Genomic DNA, 20,779 nt, shown 5'->3' with positions numbered 1-20,779 from the left:
CTGAATAAGCTTCGATAAGAGAACGGTTCCTAAAATATAATTTGTTAACTGAGTAGGCGTTAGTTTTATTTTAGACTCATACGTAATCCTACAGGTTGCGGATAGAGTTCAATAACATATAAGAATAATATTGAAACGATGAATCAATTTAAGTGTCTGCAAAATTACATTCCTATATGTAAAAGTATAAAATCTTGTTTTAAATTCAAAACATTTATATTATACTAAAATAATACTTAATACATCAAGGAGATAACATAATGGATTTAGAAGAAAAAAACAAAATTATTCAGAGTATTCCACAAAAAGGATTTTTAGGCCATCCTAAAGGTTTATTTACTTTATTTTTCACAGAATTTTGGGAGAGATTTTCTCATTATGGAATGAGAGCCCTTTTACTTTACTATATGTATTATTCGATCTCAAAAGGTGGATTAGGCATTGATCAAGCTACTGCCACTTCAATTATGGCAATTTACGGATCCTTGTTATTTATGTCCAGTGTTATTGGAGGTTGGATATCAGATCGTCTACTTGGTGCAAGTAAAACCGTATTTTGGGGTGGAGTTTTAATTATGATTGGCCACCTGATTCTAGCGTTACCTGGTAGTATTATTACTTTATTTATTTCTATGTTATTTTTAATACTCGGAACAGGTTTATTAAAACCAAATATCTCAAGCATGGTTGGGAATTTATATAGTGAGTCAGACACGCGTCGAGACTCTGGATTTAGTCTTTTCTATATGGGTATTAATTTAGGTGCGCTTGTGGCTCCTTTGGTTGTCGGTACATTAGGTCAAGAATATAATTTCCATCTTGGTTTTGGAGTCGCGGCAATTGGTATGATAATAGGTTTAACGTTATTTGTTTTTACGAAAAAAAAGAATCTTGGTTTAGTTGGTACCCAAGTACCGAATCCTTTAACGGATATCGAAAGAAAAAAAACTGTTAAACTTTTTAGCATAAGTTTAGCCGTAATAATTATTTTATGTGCTATTACAATACCGACAGGTTTATTGACTATTAATCGTTTCACTTTTTTAATTAGTATCTTAGGAATTATTATTCCTACTTGTTACTTCATTTACATGTATCGTAGCCCAAAAACTACTAAAGTTGAACGTTCTCGTCTTCTTGCTTATATCCCGTTATTTATTGCAGCTACCATATTTTGGGCTATACAAGAACAAGGTGCAATTATTTTGGCAACTTATGCTGATCAAAGGACTCAATTGCAATTTGCAGGATTTAAGATACATTCTGCATGGTTCCAATCATTAAGCCCTATATTCATAGTTACACTTGCACCAATATTTGCATGGATTTGGGTAAAGCTGAATAAAAATCAACCTTCTACTACTAAAAAATTTGCTATTGGATTATTATTTGCTGGATTCTCGTTTTTAATTATGATTTTACCGGCTTATATAAATGGCACGGATTCTCTTGTGAGCCCTATTTGGTTAGTTCTTAGCTTTTTATTAATAGTAATTGGTGAAGTTTGTTTATCACCTGCAGGGTTATCCATAACAACAAAATTAGCTCCGGCTGCTTTTTCAGCACAAACAATAAGTTTATGGTTTTTATCTACTGCATCTGCACAAGCTATAAATGCACAGGTTGTGAAATTATACGATCCTGCTACAGAAATAATTTATTTTGGCGTTATTGGAACTTTATCTATATTAGTAAGTATAGTCTTATTTATGCTATCAACAAAAATTCAAAGTTTTATGAAAGGACTTCAGTAAGAAGTTTTTACGAAATTCTGGTAGTGTCAATCTAAAAAAGATGTTTATTTTATAAAAAGCAAGAAGCTTGTATTATGAAGTGACCCTGTCAAGTAGACAGTATTAAAAAAGCGCAACTAAGCAACCTGAGTTCTATACTTACATGGACTCAGGTTATTTAATTTAAAGGGACAAGTAGTGTGTGTTTCATAAGAAAATAAGCTTATGTCAAAAAATCTTGAATTATATATTCTTGTTATGTTGTTCCAAAGAATTATTATTTTGATGGGCGTTTTTTAAAAATTTTATTATTATATTTATCAATCCAATTTCGATCTTTGTTCTCCACAAATTGGAGTAATTCATCAGCTGATTTTTTCATATTTTGTTTAGGCCACATTAGGTCACCATAAGCACTTTGAGTACCTTGAGTAATAGCGATTCCTCCATCAACAAGAGGAAGAAGAGTTACTTGACCAAAATGCTGTGGCGGAGGAGTCTGGGGGCAACTGCAGTTGGTACAGGCTTAAATGCAGATCCAGAATATATTGAAGCCGTTGTAACACATTTTAGCTACAATTAGTGGATTACCGCTTGTTGGTGCAGAAGATTTAGTAGATGCGACGCAAAATACGGATGCTTATACAGAAGTATCAGCAGCACTTAAAGTATGTATGATGAATATGTCTAAAATTGCGAATGACCTTCGCTTAATGGCATCAGGTCCACGTGTTGGTTTAGCAGAAATTATGTTGCCAGCTCGTCAACCAGGTTCGTCTATTATGCCAGGGAAAGTAACCCCTGTTATGCCAAAAGTTGAAGAGTTACGTAATATCTCGGAAATGGTTGCAATTGAAGTAGCGAAAGTTGCCGTTGCAGAAGGTGTTGCAAGAGAGAACTTAAATGATCACGATATTATGTACGATGGCAGTGAAAGAAGCGATGTGGAAGCCGGAGTATCGCCAAATAAAAGCGATAGAGAAGGTTAGAATAAAAAATAAAGCCCGTTTATAATTATAAGCGGGTTTTCATTTATACTATTGAAAAAATGCATAGGAAGTGGCAACTTTGAATTGGAATCAATTATGGAAGAATGATATGTCCCTTTTAATTATATTAATGGTCGTTGTTCCGATTGCTGGAGAGCTTAATTTTCATCCTTTTAACGACACGTTTCGTGTTAGCTTTGGGACACCGCTATTTTTCTTTTTATTACTATTTTTAAGAAGAGTACCAGCAGCAGCTGCAGGTATTCTTATTGGTATATCAGTAGTCTTATTCCGAGTATGTCTTGACTGGGTATTGCAAGGTTCATTCCATATGACAGAATCATTTTATTTGCGTTATCCTGTATTCTTTTATTATTTTATTTATGGAACTCTTTTTTCGCTTTGTAGGGTAAATAAATTTCACCAGAAGCCAATAGTCGTTGGATGTCTTGGAATTTCAATTGAAATTATCGCAAGTATGTCAGAGCTAACGTTTTATCATATGTTAGTCCTTGGGACAACGATAACAGTTTCTGAAGTAAATAAATTAATTATTATTGCTATTTTTCGCAGTTTCTTTGCACTTGGATTTTTAAATATGATGAACTTATATGAAACAAAATTAAAAGAATCCCAAGTTCGAAAAGAAAATGAAAATATGTTAATGCATCTTTCTAATTTATATGTAGAATCTGTTCATTTGAAAAAAACGTTACAAAATGCGGAATTAATTACACAAGAAGCGTATCAATTATATCGGAATTTACAAGTAATCGATGATTTGAATGGTAAATCAGCATTGAAAATAGCAGGGGAAGTACATGAAATAAAAAAAGATAATCAAAGAATTTTTGCAGGGTTGTCCAAATTATTATTAGATAAAAATGTGGCTGAGTACGTAGAAGGACATGAGCTTACGGAAATGATTGTGAGAATTAATGAGAAGTATGCTGGAATGTTAGAAAAAGATATACGATTTTCTAAATATATAGAAGGTGAGCACGCTGCATATCACGTCTATACAGTCTTATCAATCTTTAATAACTTAGTTGCCAATGCAGTTGAAGCAATTGAGGATAGAGGTCTCATTAATATTAAGTTATATAAACGAGATCAACATGTAATCTTTGAAGTAATTGACGATGGCCCTGGTATTACACAAAAGTATAAGAAATTAGTGTTTAAGCCCGGATTTACTTCAAAGTATGATCAAACGGGAACACCGTCCACAGGAATTGGACTTTCTTACATACACGAAATGGTAACAGAGCTCGGCGGAGAAGTAAGATTAGAAGACAATGAAACTGGAAAAGGGTGTAAGTTTATCGTTTGTTTACCGGAGTGCAGTTTAAAGCGGGAAGGGGAATAGGTTTGTTTTATTATATCGTAGATGATGATGAAGTTTTCCGTTCGATGCTTTCGCAAATTATCGAGGGTGGCGATCTTGGGGAAGTAATTGGAGAATCAGAAGATGGAGCGTTTATTGAAGCAGAACAGTTAAATTATAAAAAAGTGGATATATTATTTATTGATTTATTAATGCCGATGAGAGACGGCATTGAAACAGTTCGTCATATAGCGTCTTCATTTACTGGGAAAATTATTATGATTTCCCAAGTTGAATCGAAACAACTCATTGGTGAGGCGTATACACTTGGTGTGGAGTATTATATTACGAAACCATTAAACAAAATTGAAGTTGTATCTGTCGTACGAAAAGTAATGGAACGGATTCGCTTAGAGCGTTCCATACATGATATTCAAAAATCATTGAACAACGTATTTCAGTGGGAGCAACCGCAAATGCGCAATGAGCCAGTGAAAGAAGGAAAAAAGATATTAGATTCAGGACGCTTCTTACTATCAGAACTAGGTATTGCGGGAGAGAACGGAAGTAAAGATTTACTTAGTATGCTGGAATATTTATATGGGCAAGAAAAGGTGCAAACATTTGAATTTGGATTTCCTGCGTTAAAAGATATCTTTCACCAAATTACACTGAAAAAATTAGGTGATATAGCTTCAGATGCAGATATAGATAAGGAGAGAAAAGCGTCTGAACAACGTGTAAGAAGAGCGATTTATCAATCATTGAATCATTTAGCTTCCCTCGGACTAACAGACTTTTCAAATCCGAAATTTGAAAGCTATGCTCCGAAGTTTTTTGATTTCACTGTAGTTAGAAAACGGATGACAGAAATGACAAAGGATGAAATAGCAACTTCTGGTCATATACGAATTAATACGAAGAAATTTATTCAAGTGTTGTATTTTGAGGCGAAACGGCTGATGGAGATAGAGTGAAAAGGTGCTTACAAATAAGCATCTTTTTTTGTTAAATCTACATTTTATATTTTCTTGTAGAGCATGTAAAATGTTAGTTAAGAGAAACTGGTTTTAAATTAAGGAAGTGTAAAAAATGGGTTTTGCATTAAATAAATCGATTATAAAAGAAGTATGCGGAGAGACCTCATATAAAAGAGGAGAAGCTTATTATAAAGCAAATAAAGTAATCGTGAATCATTATGATGAAACTAAAGAAATTTGTGAGGCGACGGTAAAAGGAAATGAAGATTTTCATGTTACAGTAGAAAAAGCTAAAAAAGGTGATGTTGTTGCGAGATGTAGTTGTCCTTCATTAGCATCTTTTCAAACGTACTGTCAACATGTTGCGGCCGTACTTATACAAATAAATTATAATCAGCAAACGAGCGGCATGCTCCCTGCTAGTAGTGAAAATATGGGCGAAAATGATCCATTAACGAGCGGGATGTTTCAGTTGTTTGCAGAAAAACCACTGCGACCCAAAAGTAAACAACACCGTTTTGATACACGTGAAATATTAGATATTGCGTTTATATGTTCACCAGTAGCGACGAAAAGCGGCGGTGCCCTTCTTGGAATTCAGTTAAAACTTGCGAAAACATATTTTATAAATCATATTAGAGAATTTCTTTCTAAAGTGGAGAAAAGAGAGGCTTTTCATTGTTCTAATGAATTTACATACACACCAGATATACATAGCTTCAGGCAAGAAACGGATGCGGTTATTCAACAGCTTATTAAAATGTATCATAATGAAAAAATGTATGAAGATGCGTTAGAAGTACATGCGAAACAAGATGAAAGTATGATATTCATACCGCCAGCTTCGTGGGAAGATATGCTCTCTTCACTTTCTAGAGCCGAGTATGTACAGCTGAAACAAAATGAGCAACTGTTTCATGGGTTACAAATGTCAAAAGGTTTATTGCCATTACATTTTGAGTTTACGAAAGGAAATAATGGTGGGTTTACACTTCATATAGACGGCCTAAATCGTGTTCAAGTTATGGAAATGTATAACAACGCTCTTTACGATGGGAAATTATATCATTTACCTATGGAAGATTGTATGAGACTTATTGAACTACAAAAGATGATGAGTCGCTCAAATAGTAATCAGTTTTATATTCCTGAAAATAAGATGGAACATTTCGTAGCGAAAGTTGTACCAGGATTAATGAAACTTGGAACTGTTCGCATTGATGATATAATATCAGATCGTGTTGAAACGCCGTCGCTAAAAGCGAAATTGTATTTAGATCGCGTGAAAAATCGTTTGTTAGCAGGTCTCGAATTCCATTATGGAAACGTCGTGATTAATCCGCTAGAAGAAGATGGGCAGCCGTCTGTTTTTAATCGTGATGAAAAAAAGGAGAAAGAAATTTTAGACATTATGAGTGAAAGTGCCTTCGCGAAAACAGAAGGTGGTTACTTTATGCATAATGAAAAGGCTGAGTATAATTTTTTATATCATGTCGTTCCAACGTTAAAAGGCTTAGTCGATATTTATGCGACGACAGCAATTAAATTACGCATTCATAAAGGGGATACAGCGCCTCTTATTAGAGTAAGAAGAAAAGAAAGAATTGATTGGTTGTCATTTCGTTTTGATATAAAAGGAATACCGGAAGCGGAAATTAAAGGTGTATTAGTGGCTCTTGAAGAGAAACGTAAATATTACCGATTAGCGAATGGTTCTTTATTATCACTAGAGAGCAAAGAGTTTAATGAAATTAATCAGTTTGTAAAAGAATCAGGTATTCGAAAAGAATTTTTACATGGGGAAGAAGTAAATGTTCCGCTTATCCGGAGTGTGAAATGGATGAACGGACTTCACGAAGGTAATGTTTTAAGTTTAGATGAGTCTGTTCAAGATTTAGTTGAAAGCATTCAAAACCCGAAGAAATTAAAGTTTACAGTGCCGCAAACTTTAAATGCTGTAATGAGAGAGTATCAAGTATACGGATTCGAGTGGATGAAAACACTCGCCTATTACCGTTTTGGCGGTATTTTAGCAGATGATATGGGACTTGGAAAAACGCTGCAAAGCATCGCTTTTATAGATTCTGTTTTGCCTGAAATTAGAGAGAAGAAAATGCCTATATTAGTCGTTTCACCGTCCTCGCTTGTTTATAATTGGTTTAGTGAATTGAAAAAATTCGCCCCGCATATTAGAGCGGTTATTGCAGATGGAAATCAAATAGAGCGCCGAAAAATCTTAAAAGACGTAGCGGAATTTGATGTCGTAATTACGTCATATCCATTACTGAGGAGAGATATAAGATCGTATGCGAGGCCATTTCATACACTATTTCTTGATGAAGCACAGGCGTTTAAAAATCCTACAACGCAAACTGCAAGAGCAGTGAAAACAATTCAAGCTGAATATCGTTTCGGACTAACGGGAACGCCTGTAGAAAATTCATTAGAAGAGCTATGGTCTATATTTCATGTCGTATTTCCAGAATTATTACCAGGAAGAAAAGAATTCGGTGATTTAAGGCGTGAAGATATTGCGAAGCGCGTAAAACCTTTCGTATTAAGACGATTAAAAGGGGACGTATTACAGGAGCTTCCAGATAAAATAGAGCACTTACAGTCATCGGAATTATTACCAGATCAAAAGAGACTATATGCTGCTTATTTAGCGAAGTTAAGGGAAGAAACGCTAAAGCATTTAGATAAAGATACGTTACGTAAAAATAAAATTAGAATATTAGCTGGCTTAACGAGATTGCGACAAATTTGTAATCATCCCGCTTTATTCGTTGATGATTACAAGGGGAGTTCGGCTAAATTTGAGCAACTGCTAGAGATACTAGAGGAATGTAGAAGTACTGGTAAGAGAATTTTAATCTTTTCTCAATTTACGAAGATGCTGTCCATTATTGGTCGTGAGTTAAATCGTCAAGCGATTCCATACTTTTATTTAGACGGAAATACACCTTCTCAAGAACGAGTAGAGCTATGTAATCGGTTTAACGAAGGAGAAGGGGATCTATTTCTTATTTCTTTAAAAGCTGGTGGTACGGGTCTTAACTTAACAGGGGCCGATACGGTTATATTATACGATTTATGGTGGAATCCAGCTGTTGAACAACAAGCAGCCGATAGGGCATATCGAATGGGACAAAAAAATACGGTACAAGTTATTAAGTTAGTGGCTCACGGAACAATTGAGGAAAAAATGCATGAACTGCAAGAGAGTAAGAAAAATTTAATCGCTGAAGTGATTGAGCCGGGAGAAGAGAAATTATCATCCATCACGGAGGAAGAAATTCGAGATATTTTAATGATCTAATATAAAGTGAAACTTTAATCAGTGGGGGATTCATCCCCCACTGATTATTAGTTGAACCAATCGGGCTTTTACGGACAGTTGATCCCCCATCTAACTTCTTTGCTCTCGCTGAATTTTGAGGTGGGGGTCTTACTGCCCGTTAATGCGGGATAAAAAAGCTATGCCTTCAAATGTATGAGGGCATAGCTTTCTTGTTGTAATAATTATATTTTGTTTTGTACAGAGTAAAGAAATCAAATATTATTTAGATTATTTCTTTGTACCTTTACTTTTGTATGGCTTTGCAGCTTTCTTTTTCTTTGCACTTGATTGCCAACGGTTCCACCCTTTACTTCCTGTACCTTGTCCTACACCTTTTTTCGGTTTTGCTTTCGTTTTACTCATATGATCACTCCGTTATATAAAAATCTAATTTGATAATAGTCAATGATTTAGAAAATACTCTTTATAAATGACTATGTTTGCTTTAAGGAAAAACAAACTGCTTGAATGCTATAGTATATCATGAATTTGCAAGTAAACTGAAAGGAATTACAAAGAAAATGAAAATAATACGAAATACTGCCGATTCTATATTTCGAACGATTACATTAATTATTGTTTATACGTTAGTTTCGATTAGTGAAACGTTTTTTGGATTGACGAGGCAAAAGAAGTGAAGATGTTATATTGAAAACAATCAATTAAGCCGAAAAATAAAGAATTGAAAAATATTTTAAAACTTTTTGTTGACTTTCTTTATTTTTTGTATAGAATAATCATTAATAAAATGTTTCAGAGATGTGACAACAAAACGACTATGAAAGGACGAGTAGTAGTAGGACGTAGTCTAAGCGAGTCAGGGGTGGTGTGAGCCTGATACGAAGCCTATTATGAAGAACCTCCTGGAGTTGCTAACCGAAATCCTTTACAGGAAAGTAGACTTAGCCGGGAACTTCGCCGTTACAAGAAGAACAGTATCGAGATATTTCATCTCCGTACTGTATAAGTGAGCAACCTCTGTTGCTAATTTGGGTGGTACCGCGGAACCAAAGCCTTTCGTCCCAGTTTTTTGGGGAAGAAGGGCTTTTTTTGTTGGCTTCTTTTCACAACATCCAAACATTTTAGGAGGAAACCACCATGTATCAATCATTAATGACAGTAAGAGAGACTCAAATCGCAATTAAGGAAGTTAAAACATTTTTCGAGGATCAATTAGCAAAACGCCTTGAACTATTCCGCGTATCCGCACCATTATTCGTAACAAAAAAATCAGGATTAAACGATCACCTAAACGGTGTAGAACGTCCAATTGAATTTGATATGTTACATTCAGGAGAAGAATTAGAAATTGTTCATTCACTAGCGAAGTGGAAACGATTTGCACTGCATGAATATGGATATGAAGCTGGTGAAGGTTTATATACAAACATGAACGCGATCCGTCGTGATGAAGAACTTGATGCAACACATTCCATTTACGTTGACCAATGGGATTGGGAAAAAATTGTTCAAAAAGAATGGCGTACTGTAGATTACTTACAAAATACAGTACAAACAATTTATGGAATATTCAAAGATTTAGAAGATCACTTATTTGAAAAATATCCATTTCTCGGAAAATATTTACCAGAAGAAATCGTGTTCATTACTTCTCAAGAACTAGAAGATAAATATCCAGAATTAACGCCGAAAGATCGTGAACACGCAATTGCGAAAGAACACGGTGCAGTCTTCATTATCGGAATTGGTGATGCACTTCGTTCAGGTGAAAAGCATGATGGACGCGCAGCTGATTATGATGATTGGAAATTAAACGGTGATATTTTATTCTGGCACCCAGTACTACAATCTTCATTTGAATTATCATCAATGGGAATTCGTGTTGATAGTAAATCACTTGATGACCAGTTAACGAAAACAGGTGAGGACTTCAAACGTGAGTATGATTTCCATAAAGGCATTTTAGAAGACGTACTACCATTGACAATTGGCGGTGGTATCGGACAATCGAGAATGTGCATGTACTTCTTACGTAAAGCACATATTGGTGAAGTTCAATCTTCTGTATGGCCTGATGATTTACGTGAAGCTTGCAAGAAAGAAAACATTCATCTGTTTTAATAGAAGTAAGAGAGGATAACTCAAAGAGTTATCCTCTCTTTTTATTGTGTAAACGAGTGGTTTACAGCGGGTTTTACCAATAGTTTCTTTCTTTTTCATCTCCCATTATCTCATAATTTGTTAAAGGAGGGGATGTTATGAGCTTAGGAGAGCAGTTAAAAACTAAGAGAGTCAAAGGGATTTTCACAAGAGGATGTTGCTAAAAAGATTGGTGTGACGAGGCAGGCGGTATATAAATGGGAAAATGATAAAAGTTATCCTGATATTGATAATTTAATTTTACTGAGCGAAATGTATAATGTTACGCTAGATGAGTTGATAAAAGGGAATCAAGATTTCAAAAAGAAAATACATAGTGATGCAGAAGATGAGGATTTTGAGAAAGGAAATGAATTTGGTTTTTATATTGGATGTGGTTTGCTAGTTTTAAGTGCTTTCGTTGATTATGAAGGAATGCAAGAAATCTTATTAGGAATAGCGCTATTCATGATAGTCTTTTACTCTGACTTGAAGAAAGTTATTTTGAATGAGTTCAGATCGTTTTTTAAAAGAAAAGATATATATGATAAGAAGTGAGAAGAATCAGTTATATTTCCTAGGAAAGAGTAAAAGAAGTAATTGAATTGTTTTATAATGATTTAAGGATATTGATAGTGTGTTAAAAAGTTCAAACAAGCATAACCCCGTTCTCAAGCTAGGACGGGGTTCAAAATCTAAGTTTTATGAAGCGAGAATTTCTTTCAAATATTTTTACTTTAGTAAAGACTTCTTATAAAACATTACTTATTTATTACCGAGTTCTTCCGCTAAACCGATTAAAATGCCTTCGGTTCCTCGAATGTAGCAGAGCCGGTATGAGTTCTCGTACTGAACTACTTCGCCAACGAGCTCTGCACCATGCTTAGTCAGCCTGGACACCATTTCGTCAACGTCTTCAACGGTGAACATGACGCGCAAATAACCGAGTGTGTTTACAGGAGCTGTCCGGTGATCTGCTATAGTAGGTGGGGTGAGAAATCGCGAAAGTTCAATTCGGCTATGGCCATCTGGCGTAACCATCATAGCAATCTCTACGCACTGAGAACCGAGTCCGGTTACGCGACCAGCCCATTCACCTTCGACAGTGGCTCTCCCTTCGAGTTTCAAACCAATCTCTTCGAAGAAAGAGATTGCGTCATCAAGGGATTCTACAACGATGCTGACATTGTCCATTCTGAGTAATTTGTTTTTTGTCATTGTCTGTATCTCCTTATATGTAAAAGTGTGTTTTCTAATTATCTCCATAATTATACTATTAAAAGGTTACAAACTCCTTCTAAATAAAAAACAGCTTGTCACAGTATAGGGAAATGTGACAAGCTGTTTTTAAGTATGTCATATAGTATCTTGTTAACAAACAATACTGGGACTTCCCCACAAAATATTTCTACCTTGTAAGTCATTAAATGGTCCGATTGTTGAATAGAATGACTTATATTTTTTAAATGACTTTATTTTAATGTAAATAACTTTCTTGTCATACAATGCAAACAGCTTTCTATTTATATAGGAAGGAAATAGATTCATATAATTTGTTTAAAGTTTTACCGGTGAAAATTAACTCATTTGTACTAAAGGCACAACTTTCGCCATAAATGATTGATGCAGCGCCTCAACACCTGTTACTAAATGAAGGCGGTCAATAACGACAGACACTTTAATTTCTGATGTACTTACCATTTTAATATGAATATCTTCTTCTTTTAAAGTAGTGAACATATTCGCAGCGACACCAGGATTAGATACCATACCAGATCCTACGATTGATACTTTTGCTAAGTGATTTTCATGTTCTACAGATTCATAGAGAAGTGCTTCTTGATTTTGCTCTAATACTTCTAAAGTTTCTCTTAAATCATTTGAGTGAATCGAGAAGCAGAGGTGAACAGTTCCTTCATTTGTAATACTTTGAATGATAATATCTACATTAATATGTGCCGCTGCTAATGTAGAGAAAACAGTTGAAAGTGAGCCTTGTTCCAATCCTTTCACTGTGATGCGTGTAATATTATCTTCAAATGCAATACCTTTAACGATTGATTGTTTTTCCATGTTACATTCTCCTTTTACACTTGTTCCATTTTCTTGTTCCATACTTGAGCGAACTTCTAAAATGACATTATGATTTTTAGCAAACTCAACAGCACGCGGGTGTAATACACCAGCACCGAGGTTTGCAAGTTCTAACATTTCGTCATAAGAAATTTCATCTAATTTATAAGCATCTTTTACAACTCGTGGATCCGTCGTATATACGCCTGTCACATCTGTGTAAATATCACATTTTTTAGCTTTCAGTGCAGCAGCTAATGCAACCGCAGTTGTATCAGAACCGCCTCGTCCAAGCGTTGTAATTTCAAGATCTTTACTGACTCCTTGGAAACCAGCTACAATAACAATGGTACCTTTAGTAAGGTAAGACTGAATTCGATCCGTATGAATGTCAGTAATCCGTGCACTATTATGTACAGATTCTGTCGTAATACCAGCTTGCCATCCTGTTAATGAAATCGCGTTATAACCTTTTGCTTGTAATGCCATCGTTAATAATGAAATAGTCACTTGCTCTCCTGTTGATAGAAGCATATCCATTTCACGTTTACTCGGATTTTCTGTAATAGCGTTAGCAAGTGCTACAAGTTCATCTGTACTTTTTCCCATTGCCGAAACGACAGTGACGATACTATGTCCTCGTTCATATTCTTCAATAATTAAATTTGCTACATGTTGAATACGCTCAACACTTCCGACAGAAGTGCCACCAAATTTTTGTACAATCGTTTCCATTACGAATTCCTTCTTTCATCCATTTTTAAGAATAGATTAGGACATATATAAATCCCAATATTCCTGTAGCTACCAGAGAAAAACAAAAAACACCATCTCAAATAAGTGAGGATGGTGCTGTTACAGGAAAAGGGAAACAGAAAACGGAGCTAATAAAAAAACCGCCAAAAAAGGAATACCATAAAAATGGTATCTCTTTTTTGTAGATAGCTCTTCATACATACACGTCTGTACATATGACAGTTCTGTTTCTATTCGAAAACAGCCCCAATCGATACATACAGAGAAATATATCGATTTCGGCAATACTTCCTTTCATCTAATTTCATAGACATCTCTGTGTCTCCATTAGAATACTCATAAGTATCGCAACCTCTATCTCACGTTTTAGGCGAGAGTGTTTGATTTATGAAGTTGTTGGTAACATTTGTTTTATAATAATTTAAATTTTTCGGGGAATCAAGTGTTTTATATATATTTTAAAAATTCTTTCTTTTTCTTAGAAAGTTTGTGAAAAATGTAGCAAAATAAATCCAATGCATGTACATTAAACTTATAATGCATTGGAGGTGGAAGAATGAAGGGGAAAAAGCCTATTTATGTTTCGACAGAAATGAACACAACAATGGAGAAATTATGGGAATACACGCAAGAACCACATATACATACAGAATGGGATGCTCGCTTTACTGAAATTTCGTATTTAGAGAAAAAAGAAGGAGAACCACAGAAGTTTTTATATAAAACAAAGATTGGATTTGGACTTGAAATAGCTGGGGAAGGGGAATCGATAGGTGAAATAAGAAAAGAAACAGGAGAACGGATTTCTTCTTTGAAATTTTGGACGGATAATACATTATCTCTTATTCAAATAGGGCGTGGTTATTGGAAGTATACACCCCGTAAAGAACACATTCATTTTGAGACGCAATATGATTATGATACGAGGTTTGGTCGTATAGGGAATGTAATAGATTTCTATATTTTTCGGCCTTTATTAGGCTCTGCGACTGCTTGGAGTTTTGATGCTTTAAAATTATGGTTAGAAAAGGGGCTTCATCCTAGGTTGCTAATGAGAAGAACAATGACATATTGGCTCGTATGTTTTTTATTCGCTTTTGTATGGCTATATCAAGGGATTGTACCGAAAATAATCTTTACCCATCCAGAAGAAGTGAAAATGCTTTCGGTCATAATTGGTTCAACTGAAAATAGTATTTTTATTCTTAAAATAATTGGGCTGTTAGAAGTGATTTTTGGAGTCGTATGGTTACTTCCATTTCCAAAACGAAAAGTATTTATAGTACATGTTTTTATGTTAATAGCCTTAACGATAGCGGCAGAATTTACGAATATCACAAGTTTTACAGAGCCGTTTAATCCAATTACATTAAACATTCTACTAATGGGGTTATCGATTGTCGGTTATATAAATAGCACTAATTTGCCAAGCGCAAAAAATTGCAAGAGGAAGAGAAAGGGATAATGTATGACTAATATTTATGAAAGACTATTAGGGGATTCTTATAAAAAACTACATCCAAAATTACAGAAACGCTATGAGATTACAGAAGAAACTAGCTTTATTGGAGAAGGAAAGATGGATGAAATTTACGGTGGCTCTTTTCTTGTTAAATTGATTTTAAAGATTGCATCGAAGTTTCGTATGTTTTTCTCTGAGCGGGGGAAGGAAGTACCATTTACAATACATAATACCGCTGAGCGAGATGAACATGGAAATGAACTTGTGCGGTGGAATCGTACTTTTTATTTTCATGATAAGGAAAGATATTTTAATGCGGTAATGAAACTTGATAAAAATGAAATTGTAGATTATTTTGGTGAACCACATTTACTTGTCTCTACATTAAATTTTCATATTGATGAGATGGGAGCAATGCATATTTCTTCGAAGAAACAATGGTTTTATATGTTTAGAATAAAAGTACCGTTACCTAGGTTTTTATATGGGGAAGCAAAAATTGTTGAAAGTTATGATGAGGAACTACAATGTTTTCGAATTCATGTACAAGTACGAAATCCGTTAATGGGTTCGCTATTTTCATATAAGGGAACGTTTGTGGAAAGGAAATAAACGATATGAGAAATATAATATTTGGTCTTGCTTGTTATATTGTTTTTCTAATATGTGAGTGGCCCGATGTAAATCCTGTTGAAGCAATTATATTATTATCTATTTTGTTATGTATACCAATGTCTTTTTGTATTATTGATAAAAGAGCAAGAAATGGATCATATGTATTATTTTATAAATCCGTATCGTTTTTATATCCAATAGCAGCGATTTGTGCAATGTTAGCTTTTGTAACAAATCAATATATCTTTGCGATAATTTGGTTTGTATATACGGGGGTCGTTGCGTTATTTGGTATAAATAGATTACTAGAAAGAGGATGGAAACCGTTAGAAGAAACGGCTATTGATAGTGCGTTTATTTATTTGTTTTTAGGTGGATTCTGGTTTTTTGCTTCTGTAGCAAAGATTTCGATTATGCAGTTTACTTCTGACATTGTTTTACTCACAGCTGCACACTTTCATTATTCGGCGTTTCTATTGCCATTATCAGCTGGTTTAATAGGGCGGAAGAGAGAAAAGAGCAGTAAAGTATATGATGCAATTATGTTTATTATAGTCATTTCACCGATGACAGTTGCGATTGGAATTACGTACTCAAGGGTATTTGAATTTTTTGCAGTGTTCCTATATTTATGCGCTATTTATGGTTATGGGATTTATGTTTGGCGCACGAAATTTAATGCTATCAGCGCAAAGATTCTCCTGATCATATCGTCTAGTACACTCATGGTAACAATTATGTTTTCACTTATATATTCGTATGGGAATTTGAAATATGTAATGACGATTACAATTGCCCAAATGGTTTGGATTCACGGTGTTGTTAATGGAATTGGAGTAGCGTTACCGGCATTTGTCGGTTGGATGATTGAAAAGAGTGTTCCGAACTATAAATATTACGGCAAACCAATGAGTAGATTAAGAGGAAAGGCGACAGTTGGTGAAGCATTTTTACATAACAGAAATGTAATAGATAGCAAGGAGTACAACGGTTTAGTTGATAAAATGAATGATTTTCATAGTGAGGCATTTGATACGGCGAAGATTCCTGTAAGCATTATTCGTTTTTATGAAAATACAACAGCGTATAAGTTACAATCGCATATTAAATGGACTCGTTGGTTCCGCCCGTTCGCATTTTGTTATGAGAAAATGAGTAAGCGTGTAGGACAAATACATTTAGGAATGGGCGGCAAGTGGGAAACAATGCATGGCTCTATCATAGGGGTAATGGATGAGAAGGATGGAAGAGAGAATGTAAGGGCTTGGCTAAGAAAAAATGAAACAGGGGAGTCTATTTTTTTAGCCTTGTATTCAATGCATACATATAAGAGCGATACATATATGAATATCGCATTGCCTTTACCATATTCGAATATGACGGGGATTTTGAAATTATGTAATAAGAGTAATAATTTAATTATTACTAGTAAGATGAGAAGAAATGGTAAGGGAGATGAGGGGATCTATTTACATACTCGTTTCTTTACAATCCGTTTACCGTTAGCTGAGACGTTTATTATTAAAGAGGGTGCAAATCAAATGTTAGAAGCTAACCATAAAATGTGGATATTCGGAGTTAAGTTTTTAGAAATTGATTATGAGATTAAGAAAATAGAGGAGAAGTAAGAAAAGCTTGGAGAGATTCCAAGCTTTTTTACGTATGGGTAATAGTCATAGCAACTTGTTTATCTAAGTCATTGTCCCAAATACGTTGAATTTCAAACGTACCTTTTTCAAAAAATAATGGAAATCTTTCTTTAAACCAATCTTGCATAGGGAGATGTAGTGCTGTATCGATTGGTACCCATAATAATTCACCTTCAGGAGGGTTCATAAGAAGCTCACCTTCAAATGAATCTGTCCAATAGTTGAAAACCATATAGCGAACATTTTCTTTCGGATTTACGTATTCATCTAATCCCTTAAAAGTTAAATTTGAAACAAGTAATCCAGTTTCTTCTTTTACTTCTCGTTTAGCAGCTTGAACGATACTTTCTGGAAAATCTACTTTACCGCCAGGAGCGATGTAACCAGGGAAGCCTAGATGATCGGGGCGCTGTATTAGCAATACTTCGTTATTCCGCTGAATCATACACATTGTATACATACGATGTTCTATATCTTTCCAATTCTTGCTCATACGAATCTCTCCTCTTATAAAGTGAAACTTTAATCAGTGGGGGGTTCTTCATCCCCACTGATTATTAGTTGAACCAATCGGGCTTTTACGGGCAGTTGATCCCCTATCTAACTTCTTTGCTTTCGCTGAATTTTGAGGTGGGGGTCTTACTGCCCGTTAATGCGGGGTAAAATAAGAATCTTATAGTTTTTAACTATAGTTGTTTATGCCAAAAAATACAATAATAATACAAAATTATACAAAAACCAATTGACTATTATTAATTTTCAGAACTATAATTAGTCTGTTACATAAAAACATTGTACTTGAGAGGGGAATATATTCTATGAAAAATAGAATAATCGCAGCAGGAGTAATTGCAGCTAGTATATTATCTTATTCATCTAGTAGTTTCGCACAAACAAAAAAGTTTCCAGATGTTCCGATTAAATACTGGGCAGAAGATTCTATTAACTATTTAGCAGATAAAGGCGCAGTTACAGGTAACGAGAAAGGAATGTTCGAGCCTGGAAAAGAAATCACTCGTGCAGAAGCAGCTACAATGATGGCTAAAATCTTAAACTTACCATTCGATAAAGATGCTAAACCATCTTTCGGTGATTCTCAAAACCAATGGTATACTCCATTCATCGCAGCTGTAGAAAAAGCTGGCGTTGTTAAGGGTAAAGGTGAAGGCGTATTCGATCCAAATGGAAAAATCGACCGTGTTTCAATGGCATCTCTTCTTGTAGAAGCTTACAAATTAGAGTCTAAAGTAAGTGGTACTCCAGCAACTAAATTCAAGGATTTAGAAACATTAAACTGGGGTAAAGAAAAAGCTAACATTCTAGTTGAATTAGGGATTTCTGTTGGGACTGGTGACAAATGGGAGCCGAAAAAAATTCTAACTAAAGCAGAAGCAGCGCAGTTTATTGCAAAGGCGGACTCACTTAAAGTAGGTAACCCTTTAGTAGAACAGGTGATTATTATTGATCCTGGTCATGGAGGAACAGATCCTGGGAAGGCAACACAAGGGTTACATGAAAGTGATATTGTATTAGATACATCTAAAAGATTACAAAGTTTACTAGAGAAAAATACTCCATTCCGTGTGATGTTAACGCGTGAAACAGATATCCGTCTTGGTGAAAAGCAAGGTGAAGACCTTAAAAATCGTGTGGATTTCGCGAAAGAACATAATGGAGATATTTTTGTAAGTATCCATGCAAATGCTTCTCAAAATCATGATGGATACGGAACAGAAACTTATTATTATAAAGGATCTGAAAAGAAAGAATTAACTGAGCGTGAAAAAGATAGTTATATGTTAGCCAATAAAATACAAAAGAGATTAGTTAAAGCTCTAGATACAAGAGATCGTGGTGTGAAACCAGAAGACTTTTATGTACTAAGAGAAAATGAGATGCCTGCAGTATTAACTGAACTAGCATTCTTAGATAACAGCACGGATTATGAGAAGTTAGCTTCAGAATCTGGAAGACAAATTGCTGCTGAGGCAATTTATGCGGGTATTTTAGATTATTATGAGTGGAAAGGCTTTGATGTTTCAAAATCTCGTTTAACGAAATAACAATGTTGATTGCTAAGTCCATCATCTATATAGAGGTGGGCTTTTTTTGTAAGTTTGTGTAATTTTGTATCGGAATAAAAAGATATATCGTATTATGCTGATTATGAATAAAATAATGGTAGATTAGTTTATTTTTATCACGTATACTTTTACTGTTGACTAATTAAGAGTTTGTTAGTTTAATAGGGAAAATTATACGATAAAGGGAGGCAAGTTAACACGGGACAAACATATACATAACGTGTTAAAAAATTTATGAAAAAAGTTATTTCTAATGTGTTAGCAGTGACAGTCGCACTTCAAGTAGTGATGGCTCCAGCAACTTCGTTTGCATCTACAAAAGAATTTCCAGACGTTCCGAAAAATCATTGGTCACTTGAAGCGATTACTGATTTAACGTCAAAAGGGGTTATTGCAGGGTACGATAATGGTAAATTTGGCTTTGGAGATGTTGTAACTCGTGAGCAAGTAGCAGCATTAATGTATCGTGCGTTAAAACCAGAAGCAAAAAACGCTTATAAAAATCCATATTCTGATATTAGTGCAGGAACGACAATGTTCCAAGAAGAAATTTTGGCACTAACAGATATGGGGATTTTCGTAGGTGATGGTAAAGGGACGTTTAGACCGAAAGAGTCGTTAACTCGCGCTGAGATGTCTGTTATTTTGCAAAAAGCATTTAAATTAGAAGTGAAGGCACCACATACATTTAATGATATAGATGCAACACATTGGTGGGCAAAAGAAGCAATTAGTGCATTGCAATCTAATGGTGTAGCGGCAGGGAATAACCTTGGAGGATTTGACCCATCAGGTGTATTAACACGCGAAAGTTATGCTCAACTATTATATAAAGCGATGCAAATAAAAAATGATGTTCCTGTTGAACAGCCATCGTATATTAATCTAGATGTGACATTACCATCTAACATAACGGCACTAGAGATTGATAATTTCATAAAAAAATCTCACCCTGACAGTCCTCTTATTGGAACTGGAAAAGATTTTATTCAAGCACAAAATGAGTACGGTGTGAGCGCACTATATTTAGCTGCTCATGCAATCTTAGAATCTGGTTACGGTAAATCAGAAATTGCATATCGTAAACATAATCTATTTGGGCTAAAGGCATTTGATTGGGATCCATTTGCATATGCAAAATATTTACCATCGTACGGGCAAAGTATTTCGTACAATGCTGATTATGTAAGAAAGAACTATTTAGAAGAAGGTGCTAATCATTTCAATGGTTACACATTACCTGCTATGAATATTAAGTATGCAACAGATAAAGAATGGGCTGGCAAAATAGCTAATATTATGGAGCGTATTAAGCCGTTTAACAAGAAAGATTATGAAAATGTAAAACGATTACCGAAAAATCCTAATACATTAAATGTAAATACATTAGGCGAAGCGATTCCATATAAAGATTATGCAAAAGATGCAACAGCTACTGTTCAATTAGTAGGCTCTTACTATCAAGTGCCATATCCATTTGGCTATACAATTAAGAGTGTACCAAATGTTACACAAAATGAAGTTGGAAAATTAGAAAATGGTAAGAAAGTAAATGTATATCGTGAAGATCCAAACGGCTTTGTAGAATTTTCATTTGAAAATGCTCAAGAAAAGTATTGGACATTGAAGAAGAACTTAAAATTATAAATAAAAAAGGTGTTTTCATTTATG

At 34.7% G+C, this 20,779-nt stretch carries 15 protein-coding genes, 2 pseudogenes, 1 riboswitch and 1 other annotated feature; of the genes and pseudogenes, 13 read left to right on the top strand and 4 right to left on the bottom strand.

Features of this window, described 5'->3' with window-relative positions:
- The first annotated feature begins 260 nt into the window (after window positions 1–260).
- From CO726_RS18685 to CO726_RS18665, 5 genes and pseudogenes are all read left to right on the top strand, one after another.
- Entirely contained in the window at window positions 261–1,754 is a 1,494-nt protein-coding gene (locus CO726_RS18685; protein WP_099685253.1) for a peptide MFS transporter, read from the top strand.
- A gap of 478 nt (window positions 1,755–2,232) precedes the next feature.
- Window positions 2,233–2,747 (top strand): annotated as a pseudogene (locus CO726_RS31840) (lyase family protein); the annotation flags it as partial.
- 45 nt (window positions 2,748–2,792) lie between these two features.
- A complete protein-coding gene (locus CO726_RS18675) occupies window positions 2,793–4,091 on the top strand; it encodes an ATP-binding protein (protein WP_099685252.1) in 1,299 nt (432 codons plus the stop codon).
- A gap of 2 nt (window positions 4,092–4,093) precedes the next feature.
- Window positions 4,094–5,026 carry a response regulator gene (locus CO726_RS18670; RefSeq protein ID WP_099685251.1) on the top strand — a complete coding sequence of 311 codons (933 nt, stop codon included), beginning with the start codon at window positions 4,094–4,096 and terminating at the stop codon, window positions 5,024–5,026.
- Between the two features lie 115 nt (window positions 5,027–5,141).
- Window positions 5,142–8,348, top strand: a complete 3,207-nt coding sequence (locus CO726_RS18665; RefSeq protein WP_099685250.1) for a DEAD/DEAH box helicase — start codon at window positions 5,142–5,144, stop codon at window positions 8,346–8,348.
- Window positions 8,349–8,597: 249 nt separating this feature from the next.
- On the opposite strand, the gene CO726_RS18655 is transcribed toward CO726_RS18665, so the two are convergent.
- Window positions 8,598–8,732: a DUF3934 domain-containing protein gene (locus CO726_RS18655; protein ID WP_000047591.1), complete on the bottom strand. Its 135-nt coding sequence runs from the start codon at window positions 8,730–8,732 to the stop codon at window positions 8,598–8,600.
- Between the two features lie 101 nt (window positions 8,733–8,833).
- On the opposite strand from CO726_RS18655, the gene CO726_RS31835 reads away from it, so the two are divergent.
- The 3 genes and pseudogenes from CO726_RS31835 (at window position 8,834) to CO726_RS18635 (ending at window position 11,027) form a co-directional block, all read left to right on the top strand.
- The gene (locus tag CO726_RS31835) at window positions 8,834–9,007 is read left to right on the top strand and encodes a hypothetical protein (RefSeq protein ID WP_099685249.1); all 174 of its coding nucleotides are present in this window, start codon (window positions 8,834–8,836) and stop codon (window positions 9,005–9,007) included.
- A gap of 131 nt (window positions 9,008–9,138) precedes the next feature.
- Window positions 9,139–9,397, top strand: a binding site (T-box leader).
- 70 nt (window positions 9,398–9,467) lie between these two features.
- Window positions 9,468–10,451: an aspartate--ammonia ligase gene (gene asnA, locus CO726_RS18640; RefSeq protein ID WP_099685247.1), complete on the top strand. Its 984-nt coding sequence runs from the start codon at window positions 9,468–9,470 to the stop codon at window positions 10,449–10,451.
- Between the two features lie 137 nt (window positions 10,452–10,588).
- Window positions 10,589–11,027, top strand: a pseudogene (locus tag CO726_RS18635) (helix-turn-helix domain-containing protein).
- Window positions 11,028–11,234: 207 nt separating this feature from the next.
- Here CO726_RS18635 and CO726_RS18630 read toward each other — a convergent pair.
- Window positions 11,235–11,687, bottom strand: a complete 453-nt coding sequence (locus tag CO726_RS18630) for a VOC family protein (RefSeq protein ID WP_099685245.1) — start codon at window positions 11,685–11,687, stop codon at window positions 11,235–11,237.
- Between the two features lie 360 nt (window positions 11,688–12,047).
- Window positions 12,048–13,277 (bottom strand): aspartate kinase, encoded by a 1,230-nt coding sequence (locus CO726_RS18625; RefSeq protein ID WP_099685244.1) that lies wholly within the window; start codon window positions 13,275–13,277, stop codon window positions 12,048–12,050.
- A 199-nt stretch (window positions 13,278–13,476) separates the two neighbouring features.
- Window positions 13,477–13,663, bottom strand: a riboswitch (Lysine riboswitch).
- 191 nt (window positions 13,664–13,854) lie between these two features.
- Between CO726_RS18625 and CO726_RS18615 the strand changes: the two genes are divergently transcribed.
- From CO726_RS18615 to CO726_RS18605, 3 genes are read left to right on the top strand one after another with little or no spacing between them, the layout of a single operon-like run.
- Window positions 13,855–14,763: a DoxX-like family protein gene (locus tag CO726_RS18615; RefSeq protein ID WP_099685243.1), complete on the top strand. Its 909-nt coding sequence runs from the start codon at window positions 13,855–13,857 to the stop codon at window positions 14,761–14,763.
- 3 nt (window positions 14,764–14,766) lie between these two features.
- Window positions 14,767–15,372 (top strand): DUF4166 domain-containing protein, encoded by a 606-nt coding sequence (locus CO726_RS18610; RefSeq protein ID WP_099685242.1) that lies wholly within the window; start codon window positions 14,767–14,769, stop codon window positions 15,370–15,372.
- 5 nt (window positions 15,373–15,377) lie between these two features.
- Window positions 15,378–17,003, top strand: coding sequence for a YndJ family protein (locus CO726_RS18605; protein WP_099685241.1), 1,626 nt, complete (start codon window positions 15,378–15,380; stop codon window positions 17,001–17,003).
- Window positions 17,004–17,031: 28 nt separating this feature from the next.
- On the opposite strand, the gene CO726_RS18600 is transcribed toward CO726_RS18605, so the two are convergent.
- Window positions 17,032–17,517 (bottom strand): 8-oxo-dGTP diphosphatase, encoded by a 486-nt coding sequence (locus CO726_RS18600; RefSeq protein WP_099685240.1) that lies wholly within the window; start codon window positions 17,515–17,517, stop codon window positions 17,032–17,034.
- A gap of 325 nt (window positions 17,518–17,842) precedes the next feature.
- Here CO726_RS18600 and CO726_RS18590 point away from each other — a divergent pair, with 325 nt between their 5' ends.
- Together CO726_RS18590 and CO726_RS18585 are read left to right on the top strand one after the other, a co-directional pair.
- On the top strand, window positions 17,843–19,087 hold the full coding sequence (locus CO726_RS18590; protein WP_099685239.1) for an N-acetylmuramoyl-L-alanine amidase: 1,245 nt from the start codon (window positions 17,843–17,845) through the stop codon (window positions 19,085–19,087).
- A gap of 255 nt (window positions 19,088–19,342) precedes the next feature.
- Window positions 19,343–20,755, top strand: a complete 1,413-nt coding sequence (locus CO726_RS18585; RefSeq protein WP_099685238.1) for an S-layer homology domain-containing protein — start codon at window positions 19,343–19,345, stop codon at window positions 20,753–20,755.
- Window positions 20,756–20,779: the final 24 nt, after the last annotated feature.

The sequence above is a fragment of the Bacillus fungorum genome (genome assembly GCF_002746455.1).
Taxonomy (GTDB): Bacteria; Bacillota; Bacilli; order Bacillales; family Bacillaceae_G; genus Bacillus_A; species Bacillus_A fungorum.
This window is presented reverse-complemented; position numbering and strand designations above follow the sequence as displayed.